General features: G+C 68.2%; 14 protein-coding genes. 7 read left to right on the top strand and 7 right to left on the bottom strand.

What is annotated here, in order from left to right; all coding sequences use genetic code 11:
- The first annotated feature begins 3 nt into the window (after positions 1 to 3).
- On the top strand, positions 4 to 2322 hold the full coding sequence (locus tag ABD768_RS15265) for a glycoside hydrolase family 95 protein (protein ID WP_344841120.1): 2319 nt from the start codon (positions 4 to 6) through the stop codon (positions 2320 to 2322).
- Here the strand turns inward: ABD768_RS15265 and ABD768_RS15260 are convergent.
- Together ABD768_RS15260 and ABD768_RS15255 are read right to left on the bottom strand one after the other, a co-directional pair.
- On the bottom strand, positions 2312 to 2881 hold the full coding sequence (locus ABD768_RS15260) for a hypothetical protein (RefSeq protein WP_344841117.1): 570 nt from the start codon (positions 2879 to 2881) through the stop codon (positions 2312 to 2314). The genes ABD768_RS15265 and ABD768_RS15260 overlap by 11 nt on opposite strands.
- Before the next feature lie 16 nt (positions 2882 to 2897).
- On the bottom strand, positions 2898 to 3530 hold the full coding sequence (locus ABD768_RS15255) for a hypothetical protein (protein ID WP_344841116.1): 633 nt from the start codon (positions 3528 to 3530) through the stop codon (positions 2898 to 2900).
- A gap of 187 nt (positions 3531 to 3717) precedes the next feature.
- Here ABD768_RS15255 and ABD768_RS15250 point away from each other — a divergent pair, with 187 nt between their 5' ends.
- The 3 genes from ABD768_RS15250 to ABD768_RS15240 all read left to right on the top strand — a co-directional run bounded on the left by ABD768_RS15250 (position 3718) and on the right by ABD768_RS15240 (position 7363).
- Positions 3718 to 5646 (top strand): sensor histidine kinase, encoded by a 1929-nt coding sequence (locus ABD768_RS15250; RefSeq protein WP_344841115.1) that lies wholly within the window; start codon positions 3718 to 3720, stop codon positions 5644 to 5646.
- Positions 5634 to 6272 (top strand): response regulator transcription factor, encoded by a 639-nt coding sequence (locus ABD768_RS15245; protein WP_343971776.1) that lies wholly within the window; start codon positions 5634 to 5636, stop codon positions 6270 to 6272. Before ABD768_RS15250 ends, ABD768_RS15245 begins: the two co-directional genes overlap by 13 nt.
- 68 nt (positions 6273 to 6340) lie before the next feature.
- Positions 6341 to 7363 (top strand): ABC transporter substrate-binding protein, encoded by a 1023-nt coding sequence (locus ABD768_RS15240; RefSeq protein ID WP_344841113.1) that lies wholly within the window; start codon positions 6341 to 6343, stop codon positions 7361 to 7363.
- On the opposite strand, the gene ABD768_RS15235 is transcribed toward ABD768_RS15240, so the two are convergent.
- Both ABD768_RS15235 and ABD768_RS15230 read right to left on the bottom strand, forming a co-directional pair.
- The gene (locus ABD768_RS15235) at positions 7360 to 7809 is read right to left on the bottom strand and encodes a carboxymuconolactone decarboxylase family protein (protein WP_343971782.1); all 450 of its coding nucleotides are present in this window, start codon (positions 7807 to 7809) and stop codon (positions 7360 to 7362) included. The genes ABD768_RS15240 and ABD768_RS15235 overlap by 4 nt on opposite strands.
- 26 nt (positions 7810 to 7835) lie before the next feature.
- Complete coding sequence (locus tag ABD768_RS15230) at positions 7836 to 8441, bottom strand: hypothetical protein (RefSeq protein ID WP_343971809.1); 606 nt, start codon at positions 8439 to 8441, stop codon at positions 7836 to 7838.
- A 117-nt stretch (positions 8442 to 8558) separates the two neighbouring features.
- On the opposite strand from ABD768_RS15230, the gene ABD768_RS15225 reads away from it, so the two are divergent.
- Positions 8559 to 8738 (top strand): DUF1508 domain-containing protein, encoded by a 180-nt coding sequence (locus ABD768_RS15225; protein ID WP_164600903.1) that lies wholly within the window; start codon positions 8559 to 8561, stop codon positions 8736 to 8738.
- A 168-nt stretch (positions 8739 to 8906) separates the two neighbouring features.
- Positions 8907 to 9932, top strand: a complete 1026-nt coding sequence (locus ABD768_RS15220; protein ID WP_344841110.1) for an endonuclease/exonuclease/phosphatase family protein — start codon at positions 8907 to 8909, stop codon at positions 9930 to 9932.
- Positions 9933 to 10085: 153 nt separating this feature from the next.
- On the opposite strand, the gene ABD768_RS15215 is transcribed toward ABD768_RS15220, so the two are convergent.
- The 3 genes from ABD768_RS15215 to ABD768_RS15205 are packed head-to-tail and all read right to left on the bottom strand — an operon-like array spanning position 10086 to position 12338.
- Entirely contained in the window at positions 10086 to 10727 is a 642-nt protein-coding gene (locus ABD768_RS15215) for a response regulator (protein WP_344841108.1), read from the bottom strand.
- Positions 10720 to 11847 carry a sensor histidine kinase gene (locus ABD768_RS15210; protein ID WP_344841106.1) on the bottom strand — a complete coding sequence of 376 codons (1128 nt, stop codon included), beginning with the start codon at positions 11845 to 11847 and terminating at the stop codon, positions 10720 to 10722. The genes ABD768_RS15215 and ABD768_RS15210 overlap by 8 nt, the downstream gene beginning before the upstream one ends.
- On the bottom strand, positions 11844 to 12338 hold the full coding sequence (locus ABD768_RS15205; protein WP_344841104.1) for a hypothetical protein: 495 nt from the start codon (positions 12336 to 12338) through the stop codon (positions 11844 to 11846). The genes ABD768_RS15210 and ABD768_RS15205 overlap by 4 nt, the downstream gene beginning before the upstream one ends.
- A 168-nt stretch (positions 12339 to 12506) precedes the next feature.
- Between ABD768_RS15205 and ABD768_RS15200 the strand changes: the two genes are divergently transcribed.
- Positions 12507 to 14189, top strand: coding sequence for a sodium:solute symporter family protein (locus ABD768_RS15200; protein ID WP_343971838.1), 1683 nt, complete (start codon positions 12507 to 12509; stop codon positions 14187 to 14189).

The raw sequence follows: 14189 nt of genomic DNA, 5'->3' as shown, positions 1-14189 counted from the left end.
TGTATGTCGCTCGAACTGTGGTTCCGTACCCCCGCGCCGGACTGGTTCGAGGCACTGCCGGTCGGCAACGGGCATCTCGGCGCGAAGGTGTTCGGCCGGGTCGCTGACGAGCGGATCGCACTGAACCTCGACGACGTCTGGTCCGGGGCGGGCGCCCGCAAACTGGCGGTGACCGACGGGCCGGAGGTGGTGGCCGACATCCGCCGGCTGCTGCTCGAGGAGGGCGACCGGTACGCCGCATCGGAACGATCCCGTGCACTACAAGGCCCGCTCGTCGAGTCGTACCAGCCGCTAGGCGACCTGCTCATCACGTCGCCAGGCGGCGCCGGGAGTGCGGGCGACCCCGCCGACGGGACGGAGTATCGGCGGTCGTTGGATCTGCGGACCGGGATCGTGGGGATCGACTACACCCGCGGGGGAGTGCGGTTCCATCGCGAGACCTATGTGTCGACGCCGGATCAGGTGATGGTCTGGACGATCGAAGCCAGTGCGCCGGGAGCGATCGACGTCGATCTCGCGCTGACGAGTCAGCATCCGATCAGCCTCGACGCATCCGGCGAGACGGCGACGATGGTCGGGCACGCGCCGTCGGACCTCACCATCGAGTACCGGACCAGCCCTGACCCGATCCGTTACGAGGAAGGGAAAGGGATCGGCTTCGGCGTCGCCCTGCGTGTCTTCGCCACCGGCGGAACGGTGACTGCGGATGACACCGGGCTGAAGGTTCGTGGCGCCGGCAACCTGACCGTTCTGTTGTCGGCAGCTAGTACTTTTCGAGGCTGGTCCGTTGCTCCCGGCAATGACCCGGCCGTCGCGTTGCAGGAGGCGATGAACCTGCTCGACGCCGTCGACCTCGGCGAGCTCAAGCAGCGGCATCTCGACGACCACATCACCCTGTACGACCGGGCCAGCCTGACCCTCGGCGAGCCGGTCGACCTGCCGACCGACGAACGCGTCAGCGCGGTCGCTGCCGGTGGTACGGACCCTGGACTCAGCGCGCTCATCTTCAGCTTCGGGCGCTACCTGTTGATGGCGTCCTCCCGGCCCGGTACGCAGGCCGCCAACCTGCAAGGCATCTGGAACGAGGACCGCCGCCCGATGTGGGCGAGCGACTGGACCAACAACATCAACACCCAGATGAACTACTGGCCCGCCGACGTCACCGGCCTGCGCGAGTGCTTCGGCCCGCTGACCGATCTCCTCACCGGCCTGGCCGAGTCCGGCTCCGAGACCGCCCGCATCCTGTACGACGCGCCCGGCTGGGTCTCGCACCACAACTCCGACATCTGGATGGCGAGCTGGCCGGTCGGCGACGGCGGCGACGATCCCGTCTGGTCGATGGCCGCCACCTGTGGCGTCTGGCTCTCGGCGCATCTGATGGAGCACCACCGCTTCCACCCGGACCTCGACTTCCTGCGCGACAAGGCGTATCCGGTGCTGCTCGGAGCGGCGGAGTTCGTGCTCTCGATGCTCGTCGAGGACGGCGAGGGGCGGCTGCAGTTCATCCCGTCGACCGCGCCCGAACACCACTTCTACGTGCCGACGGGCGAGAAGGCGTCGGTCGACCTGACCACGACGTACGACAACTGGCTGATCCGTGAGTTGGTCGCCAACGTCGTCGAGGCCGAGGCGGCCTTGGGGTTGTCGAGCGAGATCGCCGCCCGCGGGCAGGCCGCAGTACTGCGACTGCCCTCGATCGCGATCGCGGACGACGGCCGGATGATGGAGTGGCAGACCGACTGGCCGCCGTCCGAGTTCGACCACCGGCACCAGTCACACCTCTACGGGCTCTACCCAGGCGCACAGATCGACCCGGCCGGTACGCCGGAATGGGCATCGGCTGTTCGGGCTTCACTCGCGGTACGGACCTCAGGCCGGCCAGCTGGTGGGTGGACGAGCGCGTGGCTGATCGCCTTGTGGGGAAGGCTGTACGACGCCGAGAAGGCCGCGGCCGTACTGCGCGACTACACGAGCCGCCTCGTCTCGGACAACCTGCTGCACCGCGACGGCGACATCTTCCAGATCGACGCCAACTTCGGGCTCACGGCCGCCATCGCCGAGCTGCTGATCCAGAGCCATACCGATGTGATCCATCTCCTACCCGCGCTGCCGGCCGAGTGGCCGGACGGTTCGTACACCGGCTTGAGGGCCCGCGGCGGGCTCGCCTTCGACGTGACCTGGGCGGGTGGGCAGGTGCAGAAGGTGGTGGCGACGGCGGAGGTCGCAGGCACCTTCACGATCCGTGTCGCGGGCGGCGAAGCCACCGAGATCACCATGTCAGCAGGAGAGACGAGGGGTTGGGAACCGAAGCTCAGCGAGTAGCTGCAGGGCTCCTGACAGTGCTGCGGAAGGGGATGGAGGCGGCGAGCGTCAGTACTGCCTGGAGGGACCAGAAGTAGACGGCGATCCAGGTTTCGCGAGGGCCGATGGCTGTGGACTGGGCGAGGGTGGCGATCACCCAGCCCGGGATCGGCCCGAGAGCGAGCACACCGCACAAGACCCGCAGTCGGCGCTGACCGCGGCCGGCCAAGGCGTACCCGCCCGCTATGGCGAAGACGGGGAGGGCGAGTGCTCCGCCGCCGATGCCGTCGGCCAGGATATTCGCCGGGTCGGTCAGACCAGGGAGCAGGACGCTCGCGAAGAGTAGTGGTGAGAGCGTCAGCCACCGCCTGCGCTCGCCGCCCGTCCGGCGGATGTGTTCGGACCACCCGAGGAGTACGCCGATCAGCGCGCCGGGCAGGAGGATCCAGCCGAACGTGCCCGACCACGAAACCGACGAGTCTGGGCCGGCGACCTGAGCCATGAAGCCGCGCAGCCCCGAGGCCCAGGCCAGCCCACACACGCCGCCCCAGGCCGGCAAGCGCACGATCGACCGGATCATCCTGCCCACCCCTGGCCTACTGCTCGATCCGGGCACGGAGGCGCTCGGATCGGTCACCGGTCGGGCTGAGGTATTGCGTGTACACGGCCAGGTACAGGACGCAGAGGGTGAGGCCGTAGATCGCGACGCCGATGGGCAGCGCGCTGGTGAAGCTCAACCCGATCATGAGCAGCGACCAGATGCCGGCAACGATCGGTGCGAACCGTTGCCACCCTTGCCACTCACCCGATCGCAGTACGGCGATGCCCGCGATGAGCAGGCCGAGCGCGGTGACGGCGACCCCGAGGCCGAACAAGCCGCCGACCACCTGCGGTCCGGTCTCGTCCATCCGCTGGTCGGCGAACGGGATGCTCGCGAACTCCGCCAGGAAGAGGACCAAGGTCCCGGCCACCGCGAGTCCCGCGCCGGCCCGCCCGCGACGAAGGCTGCGCGCGAACGCGAGCATGCCGACGAGGACGAGGAGATGCATCCCGGCGAACACGATGGAGACCGGCGTCAGGGCGTCCGCGCTCCACGGGTAGCTCCACATGTCGTCGGGCACGTCGGACGCCGGCTTGACGATCGTCTCGATGACGACGCCCGACCCGACGGTCGTGATACCGCCGGCGAGTCCGGCGCCGGCGAGCCGGCGGATCGAGAGGTTGTTCATGATGGTCCCGCCTTTCGGAGGATGCTGATGCCGTTCACGCTAGGAACGCGTGGTCGCCCGGCGCATCGGCGCCAGTACGACAGCTGGATCAGCGATCACCCGCGGATCGCCGTAAGTGCCAGCACTGTTGGCCGCCACCGTCGCGCGCTGTCACGATGGATGGGTGGGCCGACGGACATTACCGGCAGTGCTCTTCGGAGCGACCGTGGTCGTGGAGATCGCCGCGGTCGTCTTGTCGTGGCGCTTGGAGCCCGAGTACGACACCCTCGTGTACGCCGTGGCGGGGCTGACCACCGTCGGCGCCGGAGCGGTGATCGCGCAGCACCGGCCGGAGAATCCGATCGGCTGGCTGTTCTGCGGCTTCGGCCTGTACAACGCGACCGCTGCGGACCTCCTGCAGGGCTGGGGACTGCGGGCCGCCGCGGAGGCGTGGCCGGGCGGTCCGCTCGCTGAATGGATCACCTCGAGTAGTTGGCTGATCAGCGGCTACGGCTGGACACTGACCTTCCTGCTCTTCCCGACCGGCCGCCTGCCCGGGCCGCGGTGGCGGCCGGTGCCCTGGGTCGGCGCTCTCGGGCTGATGCTCGGTACGGCAGGATGGTCGCTGAGCCCTGGCCGCGGTCGCGACTTCAGCAGCGGCCGCAATCCGTGGGCGGTCGAGTCCCTGCCGACGGGCCTCTTGCTGGCCGTCGGCATGCCGCTGTTCCTCGGCGCGCTGATCGCTGCCGTACTGTCCCTCGCCGTCCGTTTCCGCAACACCAGCGGCCTCGAACGTCAGCAGCTCAAATGGTTCGTCCTCGCGGCCTCGGTCGCAGGCGTGGTCCTCCCCATCACCTTCGCGCTCTGGTACGTCACCCCGGCCGTCGGCGTGCTCGCGGCCCTCGCCCTCTCCGCGCTGCCACTGGCGGCGGGAGCGGCGATCCTGCGCTACCGGCTCTACGACATCGACCTGTTCATCAGCCGCACGGTCGCCTACGCCACGCTGAGCGTTGCGCTGGCGGCGGCGTACGGCGTCCTGATCATCTGCCTCGGCACCTTGCTCGGCCGGAGTTCGGGCTGGGCGACGGCCGCGGCCACGGTGGTGTGCGCGATCCTGTTCCACCCGTTGCGCCATCGGATCCAGGACGCCGTCGACCGCCGCTTCAACAGGTCGAGGTACGACGCCCTGCGCCGGATGACGCTGTTCCTCGACGAGGTCCGCGGTGGCCGACGCGCGCCGGAGGACGTGCAGCCCGTGCTCCGGGAGATCTTCGCCGACCCGGATCTGGAGCTCCTCGTCTTCCTGCCGGAGAGTCAGCGGTACGTCGACCTGGCCGGCCACCCCCGAGACGAGGACGATCGGCACCGGATCGTGATCGAGCGCGGTGGCGACCCGATCGGCGTGGTGCTGCACGACAGCCCGGCCGCGTTCAGCCCCGAGCTGCTGCGTCGCGTGGTCGAGCAGGGCGGGCTGGCGGTCGAGATCGCCCGGCTGCGCGCGGAGGTGCGGTTGCAGCTGAGCGAGGTCGAGGCTTCCCGGGCCCGCATTGTTGCCGCCGGCAACGCCGAGCGCCGGCGGATCGAGCGGGATCTGCACGACGGGGCGCAACAGCGGCTGGTGTCCATCGGGCTGGCGCTCCGGCACGCGCAGCACCAGTTGGGTCCGGCGCGCGATGCCGTCGGCGCGACGCTGGATCGCGCGGTCGCCGAGGTCGGTGTCGCGATCGGCGAGTTGCGTGAACTCGCCCACGGTCTTCCGCCGGCGCTGCTCGACGCCGGCCTGGGACCGGCCTTCCACGATCTCGCCCGGCGGGCGCCGTTGCCTGTCTCGGTGCAGGTTCCGGGTGAGCGGTTCGACCCGGGCGTGGAGACGGCGGCGTACTTCATCTGCTGTGAAGGCATCACCAACGCGGTCAAGCATGCGAACGCAAGCCAGGTCGCGCTTGCCGTCCGCTGTCAGCAGCAGCGATTGCTGGTCACCGTGACCGACGACGGCATCGGCGGCGCGGACGCCCGCCGAGGCACCGGGCTGACGGGCCTGGCGGACCGGATCGCCGTCCTCGGCGGGACCTTCCACATACACAGCCGCCCTGGCAACGGGACGACCCTCACCGCGGAGCTGCCATGCGGATCGTGATCGCCGAGGACCAGGTGCTGTTGCGCGAGGGGCTGGCGATGCTGTTCGTCGATGGCGGTCATGAGGTCGTTGCGACGCTCGGCGACGCGGACGGGTTGCTCGCCGCGGTGACGTCGTACCGGCCGGATCTGGTGGTCGCGGACATCCGGATGCCGCCGACGTTCGCCGACGAGGGAGCCCGGGCTGCTCAGGCGGTGAAGCGTGCGCATCCCGAAGTCGGGGTGCTGCTGCTGTCGCAGCACATCGAGACCCAGCATGTGGTCGACCTGGTCGCACTCGGCGGGTTCGGGTATCTGCTGAAGGACCGGGTACTCGACGTGGGCGAGTTCCTGACCGCCGCCGAGCGGGTCGCGCGGGGTGGGTCGGCGCTGGATCCGCAGGTGGTGGCCGGCTTGGTGGCCCGCAACGACCCGCTGGCTGCGTTGACCGACCGGGAACGGGAAGTGCTCGAGTTGATGGCGCAGGGGCTGACCAACGGCGGGATCGCCAAGCGTCTGTTCCTCAGCGAACGCACCGTGGAGGCGCATGTCCGCCACGTCTTCACCAAGATGGCGCTGCCCGAAACCGAGGACGGCCATCGCCGTGTCCTCGCCGTACTGACCCACCTCAGCGCAGGCACCCGCTGATTAGGGTTGCCTATCCAAAGTTGTAGTCTCAACCAGGCCCCAACTGGTGAGAAGAGATAGGACAGCTTGTGAGTGGATCGGCTCGGCGGTTGGTCGCCGGCGCGGTGATGATGGCGGTGCTGCTGGCGGGATGTGGCAGCAACGACAAGAAGTCGGCGGACACCGGCGTCGGTGACACGGACGTGGCGACTGGTGGACGGCTGTTCTCCACGGCCGACGCGGAGACCGCCAAGCTCGGCTCGGACGCGCAGCCGGGAGCCTTCCCGCGGACGGTCAAGCACGCGCTCGGCGAGACCAAGATCGAGAAGAGGCCCGAGCGGGTCGTCGTACTGGACAGCGGCGAGCTGGACGACGTGCTGGCCCTCGGCATCACGCCGGTGGGGATGGCGACCAACTCGGGGCAGACCGGCGTACCGAGCTATCTGGCCGGCAAGGCGCAGGGCATCACGACGGTCGGCAACGTCAGCGAGCTGAACCTCGAGGCGATCGCCGCGCTGAAGCCGGATCTGATCCTCGGCAGCAAACTGCGAGCGAACGACCTGTACGACAAGCTCAGCGCTGTCGCCCCGACGGTCTTCAGCATCCGGCCCGGGTTCCCGTGGAAGGAGGACTTCCTGCTGGTCTCCGAGGCCGTCGGCGAGGAGACCAAGGCGGTCCAGGTGCTGAACGACTACCAGAAGCGCGCCACCGAGGTGAAGGGCAAGATCTCCGGCTCGCCGACGATCTCGCTGGTCCGGTTCCGGCCGGGCGAGATCCGGCTCTACGGCAACCTGTCGTTCATCGGCGTGATCCTGAAGGACATCGGGCTGCCGCGGCCGACGGTGCAGAACGTCCAGGACCTGGCCGTCGAGGTCTCCGAGGAGAACATCGGCAAGGCCGACGGCGACTGGATCTTCTACTCCAGCTTCGGGCCGGCGACCGGTACCAAGGAGAACCAGGTCGTCGGCGGGGCGATCTGGAAGGCGTTGCCTGCGGTCAAGGCCGGCAAAGTGGCCCGGGTCAACGACGAGGTCTGGTTCCTCGGCCTCGGCCCGATCGGCGCGATGGCGACGCTGGACGATCTCGAGAAGCTGCTCGGCGGTAAGAGTTAGTCAGTTCTGGTTTCGCCGCCCACGGGCAGCAGGCCGCGGGCGGCGAAGACCTTCTTGGCGGTGAAGATCGCGTTCAGCGCCTTGGGGAAGCCGCAGTAGCCGGCCGCGTGCGTGAGGGCCTCGACGATCTCGGTCGGGGTCAGGCCGACGTTGAGCGAAGTCCTGACGTGCACCTCCAGTTGCGGCTCGCACCCGCCGAGCGCGGTGAGGATGCCCAGCGTCACGAGTTGTCGCTGCTTGGGGTCGAGGCCGGCGCGCGCGTAGATGTCGCCGAACCCGAACGCGACGATGTGGTGGGCCAGATCCGGCGCGATGTCGGCCAGGGCCTCCATCACGGCCGGGGCGGAGCCGCCGTCGACCGCGTTCAAGACGGCCGCGCCACGGTCGTACCGGGCCTTTTCTTCAGGGCTGTCGAGGCTGGGAGCCGGCTCGAAGGGTTCAGTCATGCTTCGCACGGTAGGCCGTCGATGGTCTACTCCGGGACGCGGCCTCGGTCGGTGACCGGGATGTGTGGCGCATATCGCTTCACGGCCTCGCGGAGCGCGTCGAAGTCGAGCGGTTTGCCCATCACCGCGTGGGTGCCGGGCCATTGTCGCGACGGGCCCCAGGACTTCGGGCCGGCAGCGTCGGGATGGGTGATGACGATCAGGTGCGGCTCCCAGCCCTCGCCGTCCTCGCCGTGGTCCCAGTGCCGCTCGACCCGGCAGATCTCGTGGACCTCGCCCCAGTGCAGCGTCTGCGGCTGGTCGCCGCCGAGGTAGACGCGGTTGCTGTCGAGGCACAGCAGGACGTCGTCGGAGTCGGATTCGTGCCGCGACTCGGCGGTGGTGATCGCGCCGACCAGGATCAGGATCGGCAGCCCGATCGCGAAGATCAGCGGGGCGCCGCCCCAGGCCAGCCAGATGGCCTCCAGCGGTGTGCGCATCGGGGAGTCGTTGAGGACGGCCCACAGGACGGCGCCGACGGTGAGCAGGATCTCGAGGGCGACGAGCAGCGCACCGAAGTACAGGATGGACAGCGTCGTGCCGAGCCCGGTACGCCGTACGACGAACGGCTCTGTAGTCGGGTCCTCACGCATATCCGCATTCTGGGTGCGCCGAGGGTCCCGCGCCAGGGTCCCGGCGATTCTCGGTAACACCCGGGCGTCGTCGGCGATAGTCAGGCGTAGGACGACCCGTGACCAGAGAGGTGGATCGTGGCGGCCAAGTTCGAGGTCTACAAGGACGCGCGAGGTGAGTACCGGTTCCGGCTGAAAGCGCCGAACGGGCAGATCATCGCGAGTTCCGAGGGGTACAAGAGCAAGGATTCCGCACTGAACGGGGTCGCGTCGGTGAAGAAGAACGCCGCCGACGCGATCGTCGACGACCAGAGCTGACGGCGGTCCCGCGCCCAGATCCGTTGCTGTGGGCAACGGATCTGGGCGCGGTGTGGGCCGGTACCTTCGGACGGCGCGCTGGTACCAACGGATGAAATAGCTCCGCCGTCGGGATGATCGGGGTCGCCCGGGCTTTGGTCCGGAACCGGCGTGGGCAAGAATCGACCCATGTCCGACCGCCAGACACTGCCCAACCGCCGCAAGCCCGGAACCGGCCGCCGCAAACCGGGCGCCGGCTCTTCCCGTGTCGCCTCCAGACGGCAGCGCAAGGGCGGTAAGTGGCGTCGCGGCTGGTTCATCGCGGTCCTGGCGCTCCTGGTGGCGCTGCCGCTGCTGTTCCATCGCCGGATCCCGAACTCGTTCGGCAACCTCGGCAGTCTGGTCGACACCTTCCTGCCGTGGGTGGGTGTCGCCATCCCGGTGCTCGCGATTGCGGCGATCGTGCGTCGCTCGGCTACTGCTGGGGTCGCGCTGCTGGTGCCGGCGCTGATCTGGGGAATGATGTTCGGGAACGCGCTGGTTCCGGGCAAGGGTGGCGGCGCGTACGACGTACGGGTGCTGTCGCACAACGTGGACGCTGCGAACAAGGATCCGGAGCAGACAGCCAAGGACCTGCTCGCCGCCGATGCCGACATCGTGGCGCTGGAGGAGATCACCTCCGCGGACCTGAAGGTCTACAAGGCGGCGTTCGCGAAGACGTATCCGCATGTCGTCGCGCGCGGCACGGTCGCTCTCTGGTCGAAGTTCCCGGTCGAGGAGAGCGAGTCGGTCGACGTCGGCTTCGCCTGGACCCGCGCACTGCGCGCCGAGGTCGCCACTCCGGAGGGCAAGGTTGCCGTCTACGTCGCGCACCTGGCGTCCGTCCGGGTAGGCACCAGCGGCTTCACGTCAGATCAGCGCAACAACACCATCAAGCAACTGGGCCAGCAGATCGCCCAGGAGAAGGTCGCCGGCGTGATCGTGATGGGCGACTTCAACGGCACAGCCAACGACCGCAGCCTCGCGCCGCTCACCTACGGCCTCCGCTCAGCCCAGGGAGCCGCAGGCTTCGGCTTCGGCTTCACCTGGCCCGCCAACTTCCCCATGGCCCGAATCGACCACATCCTCGTCCGAGGCGTCACGCCGACGAAGGCCTGGGTAATGGACTCCACCGGCAGCGACCACCGCCCAGTCGTCGCCGAACTCCGCATCTGACGCCCGCCGGGCGCTCGCGGCTCGGCCCACCGGTCCCGCTGCCAGGTTGTTCGCCCGCTGACCACCTACAGACCACCAGCCCCCGAAGAAACACCGTTCGCCAGCTGGTTTTGGGCTGGGACGGAGGAGCGGACGGCGGGGCAGCATGGGGGTTCAGTCGGCTAAGCCGTGGCGGTAGGCGTAGCGGACTGCTTCGGCTCGGTGGCGGGCGCCTATTTTGGCGAAGGTGTTGTTGATGTGGGTCTTGACTGTGGTTTCGCCGATGAAGAGTCGTTGGGCGATTTCGGGGTTGCTCAGGCCTTGGGCGATCAGTTTCAGGACCTCGCTTTCCCGGGCGGTGAGGCCGTCGGTGCGAGGGGCTGGTGTGGGGTTGAGGCCTGCGATCAGTTTGCGGGAGACCTCTGGGTCGAAGGTGGACTGGCCGGCGGCGGTTGCGTGTAGGGCGGCTCCGATTTCTACCCGGCCGGCATCCTTGGTCAGGTAGCCGCGCGCGCCGGCCCGGAGTGCCAGGGCGATCGACTCGTCGTCGGCGTAGGTCGTCAGGACCAGGACGGCAACCTTTGGGTACTCCGCGGTGATCCGGGCCGTCGCTTTCACGCCGTCGAGTACCGGCATTCGCAGGTCCATCAGCACGACGTCTACGTTGCCCTCAGCAACGAGCTCGATCGCCTGAACGCCGTTGCCTGCCGCGCCGACCACCTCAACCCCATCGATCAACCCGAGCAAAGCCACCAACCCTTCCCGCACCACCTGCTGATCGTCAGCAACCACCACCCGCACCAACTGCTCAGGCATCTGCCACCTCCGCAATGACCAGCCAGCCGTCGCCATCCGGTCCGGCCTCAAGGCTGCCACCGACCAGGGCCAGGCGCTCGCGCATCCCAGCCAGCCCGAAGCCCTGGCCGGTCGGGCCGGGCAGTTGGCCCGCAGCAATTGGGTTGTGGATGGTTAGGCGGAGCGCGTCGGTGTAGGTGAGCTGGATGTCGATGGGTTGGTTGGGAGCGTGTTTGCCGGCGTTGGTCAGTGCCTCTCGAGCAGCGCCCAGGAGCGCGACGGTGATACCGGAGGCGATCGGCCGAGGGGTACCGGACGTCGTCACGGTCACCTTTGTCTGGTGGTCTTTTTCGTGTTGATCGGCTTGGGCGGTCAGGGCTTCGGGGAGGGCAGGGGCTTCGTCGGAGCGGAGGGCGGCGACGGCGGAGCGGGCTTCGACCAGGCCCTGGACGGCTAGGCGGCGGGAGCGGCGTACCCGGTCCAGAGCACCTGCAGTGTCGTTGCGGTCGGCCAGGAGGGCTTCGGCTAGTTCGAGTTGGACGGTCAGTGCGCCGAGGGAGTGGGCGAGTACGTCGTGGAGGTCGCGCGCGATTCGGCCGCGTTCGTCCAGGGCAGCGGCTCGGGCGTGTTCGTGTTGGGCCAGCTGGGTCTGCTCGAGCAGTTGCGCCGTCTGACGAGCCTGTACTTCGTACTGCCGCCGGTTGAGCCCGAACGCGACCAGGATCGCGATCCACATCAGCTGAGTCAGGTACCAGCTCGTCGAGCGATCCCACCACCATGCGGAGACCGCGACCGCGCCGGCGCAGCTGAGGCCAACGGCGATGATCGGCCGATTGCGCCAGGGATGCGCCATCACGGCGACGTCGGTGAGCGGGACGAGCACCAGTACGAGCGCATTGGATCCGGAGACGCCAGTGACGAAGGCCGCGCTGATCGAGGCATACGCGAGGAACCCGAGCGCCCAGTACGGCCGCCAGTTCATCAGGAAGGTACCGGCGAGGAAGGCGACCAACCCGGCTGCGAGCACCACCCAGACCCACTGGCGTTCAGGCCGCGCGGTGGCCAGCACCCCGATCGACACGGCCGACGTCATCGCCCGCCCGAGCCAGCCGGTCTCCCCGAAGATCGCCCTCGTGTTCACCTGCTCGAGTACTCCTCAGCCTGTCGATGTGCCTTGGACTGGACGACCACCGACTGGACCAGCAGGTTCGCGCCCATGGTCAGCAGGAGCGACCCGCCGCCAGAGGTGATCGTCGCACCCAAGAGGTGCCCGAGCCCGGCAAGAGCCAGCCGGAGGACGAGATAACAGACCATGATCCCCAGCCCCGGAAGGCCGAGGCGGTAGAACACCTTCGTACCGCGGTGCTCGACCTGGGCGACCCGTCCACTCGCCAGCCCTGCGACGAGCGCGAGCCCGACGCCGAGGACCAGCAGGACGACGTCGATCGGGCCCAGCGTGGTACCGGTGAGCTTGTCGTGCATCTGGTAGAGGCCGATGCCGGCCATCACGAGCGGGCCGCGCCAGACGTCGGTGTCGGAGTTCTCCAGTTCGGACCAGGACAGTCGGCGGGCGAGGACGGCGATCACGATCACGACGACGATCGCGGCGTTGCCAAGGGTCGGAAGGGACATGGTCCCGAAGGTAGGGAAACGGCTCGACGTTTCGGACCATCCGTGGGTGGAGATCGGGATGGAGATCTCCGCCCGGCGCGGCCGGGTGGGGTTGTGTCGGTACGGCGAGGTAACGTTCCTCACCGGTAGCGTCACTAAGCGTCAGGACGACGATGCGGAGGCCGGCTTGTGTTAGCGCAAGACTCGATCCTGCGGCTGGATGCCACAGCGATCGACTACATCATCATCGCGTTGTACTTCACCTTCGTCCTCGGCATCGGATACCTCGCCAAACGCGCGGTCTCGAACAGCCTCGACTTCTTCCTCTCCGGGCGATCGCTGCCCGCCTGGGTGACCGGCCTGGCGTTCATCTCGGCCAACCTGGGCGCGATCGAGATCATGGGCATGTCGGCCAACGGCGCGCAGTACGGGATGCCGACCGTGCACTACTTCTGGATCGGCGCGATCCCGGCGATGCTGTTCCTCGGCGTCGTGATGATGCCGTTCTACTACGGCTCCAAGGTCCGCAGCGTGCCGGAGTTCATGCTGCGCCGGTTCGGCAAGACGGCGCATCTGGTGAATGCGATCAGCTTCGCCGTCGCCCAGGTGCTGATCGCCGGCGTCAACCTGTTCCTGCTGGCCACCATCGTCAACGTGCTGCTCGGCTGGCCGATCTGGCTGTCGCTGATCATCGCGGCGGCGATCGTGCTGAGCTACATCACCCTCGGCGGTCTGTCGGCGGCGATCTACAACGAGGTGCTGCAGTTCTTCGTGATCGTGGCGGCGCTGCTGCCGCTGACCATCATCGGCCTGCACAAGGTCGGCGGCTGGCAAGGCCTGGTCGACAAGATCACCGCCGATCCCAAGGGCGGCAGCCAGCAGCTGCACGCCTGGCCGGGAGAGCAGCTGAGCGGGTTCACCAGCAGTTGGCTGTCCGTGATCGGCCTGGTCTTCGGTCTCGGCTTCGTGCTGTCCTTCGGCTACTGGACGACGAACTTCGTCGAGGTGCAGCGGGCGCTGGCGAGCAAGAACATGTCGGCCGCCCGGCGGACGCCGATCATCGGCTCGTTCCCGAAGATGTTCGTCCCGTTCATCGTGATCATCCCCGGCATGATCGCCGCGGTGGCCGTCCCTGAGCTGCAACAGCTCAAGCAGACCGGCAACGGCTCGGTGACCTACAACGACGCGCTGCTGCTGCTGATGCGCGATCTCCTGCCGAACGGCATGCTCGGCCTCGCGATCACCGGGCTGCTGGCCTCGTTCATGGCCGGTATGGCGGCGAACCTGAGCTCGTTCAACACGGTCTTCACCTACGACCTGGTCGAGCGGTACATCCTGAAGGACCGCGACGACGCGTTCTACCTGCGGCTCGGCCGCTGGGCGACCGTCGGCGGCACGATCGTCGCGATCGGCACGGCGGCGATCGCCTCCGGCTACAGCAACCTGATGGACTACCTGCAGCAGCTGTTCTCGTTCTTCAACGCCCCGCTGTTCGCCACCTTCATCCTCGGTATGTTCTGGAAGCGGATGACGGCGGCGGCCGGCTGGGTCGGCCTGGTCAGCGGTACGTCGACTGCGATCCTGGTCTTCGTCCTGTCCGAGACCGAGGTGATCAAGCTGCCCGGGCAGGGCGCCAGCTTCGTCGGCGCCGGCGCGGCCTTCGTGGTCGACATCGCGGTGAGCGTCCTGGTCAGCATGGCGACCAGACCGAAGACGGACGAGGAGCTCAAGGGGCTGGTCTATTCGCTGACCCCGAAGGAGGACCGGACCGAGGTCGCGCAGGAAGGCGACCACGGCTGGTACCGCAAGCCGACCGTGCTGGCCGGCATATCGCTGGCGATGGTCGTCGTGCTGAACATCGTCTTCGGCTGA

It is taken from the genome of Kribbella ginsengisoli, from assembly GCF_039537185.1.
GTDB lineage: Bacteria > Actinomycetota > Actinomycetes > Propionibacteriales > Kribbellaceae > Kribbella > Kribbella koreensis.
The sequence above is the reverse complement of the archived record's forward strand: the minus strand, read 5'-3'. Positions and strand labels throughout refer to the sequence as shown.

Bases quoted from the DNA above. Each gene is read 5' to 3' on its own strand.
- ABD768_RS15265 (WP_344841120.1), top strand. From the start codon at position 4: ATGTCGCTCGAACTGTGGTTCCGTACCCCCGCGCCGGACTGGTTCGAG.
- ABD768_RS15260 (WP_344841117.1), bottom strand. From the start codon at position 2,881: ATGATCCGGTCGATCGTGCGCTTGCCGGCCTGGGGCGGCGTGTGTGGG.
- ABD768_RS15255 (WP_344841116.1), bottom strand. From the start codon at position 3,530: ATGAACAACCTCTCGATCCGCCGGCTCGCCGGCGCCGGACTCGCCGGC.
- ABD768_RS15245 (WP_343971776.1), top strand. From the start codon at position 5,634: ATGCGGATCGTGATCGCCGAGGACCAGGTGCTGTTGCGCGAGGGGCTG.
- ABD768_RS15235 (WP_343971782.1), bottom strand. From the start codon at position 7,809: ATGACTGAACCCTTCGAGCCGGCTCCCAGCCTCGACAGCCCTGAAGAA.
- ABD768_RS15230 (WP_343971809.1), bottom strand. From the start codon at position 8,441: ATGCGTGAGGACCCGACTACAGAGCCGTTCGTCGTACGGCGTACCGGG.
- ABD768_RS15220 (WP_344841110.1), top strand. From the start codon at position 8,907: ATGTCCGACCGCCAGACACTGCCCAACCGCCGCAAGCCCGGAACCGGC.
- ABD768_RS15215 (WP_344841108.1), bottom strand. From the start codon at position 10,727: ATGCCTGAGCAGTTGGTGCGGGTGGTGGTTGCTGACGATCAGCAGGTG.
- ABD768_RS15205 (WP_344841104.1), bottom strand. From the start codon at position 12,338: ATGTCCCTTCCGACCCTTGGCAACGCCGCGATCGTCGTCGTGATCGTG.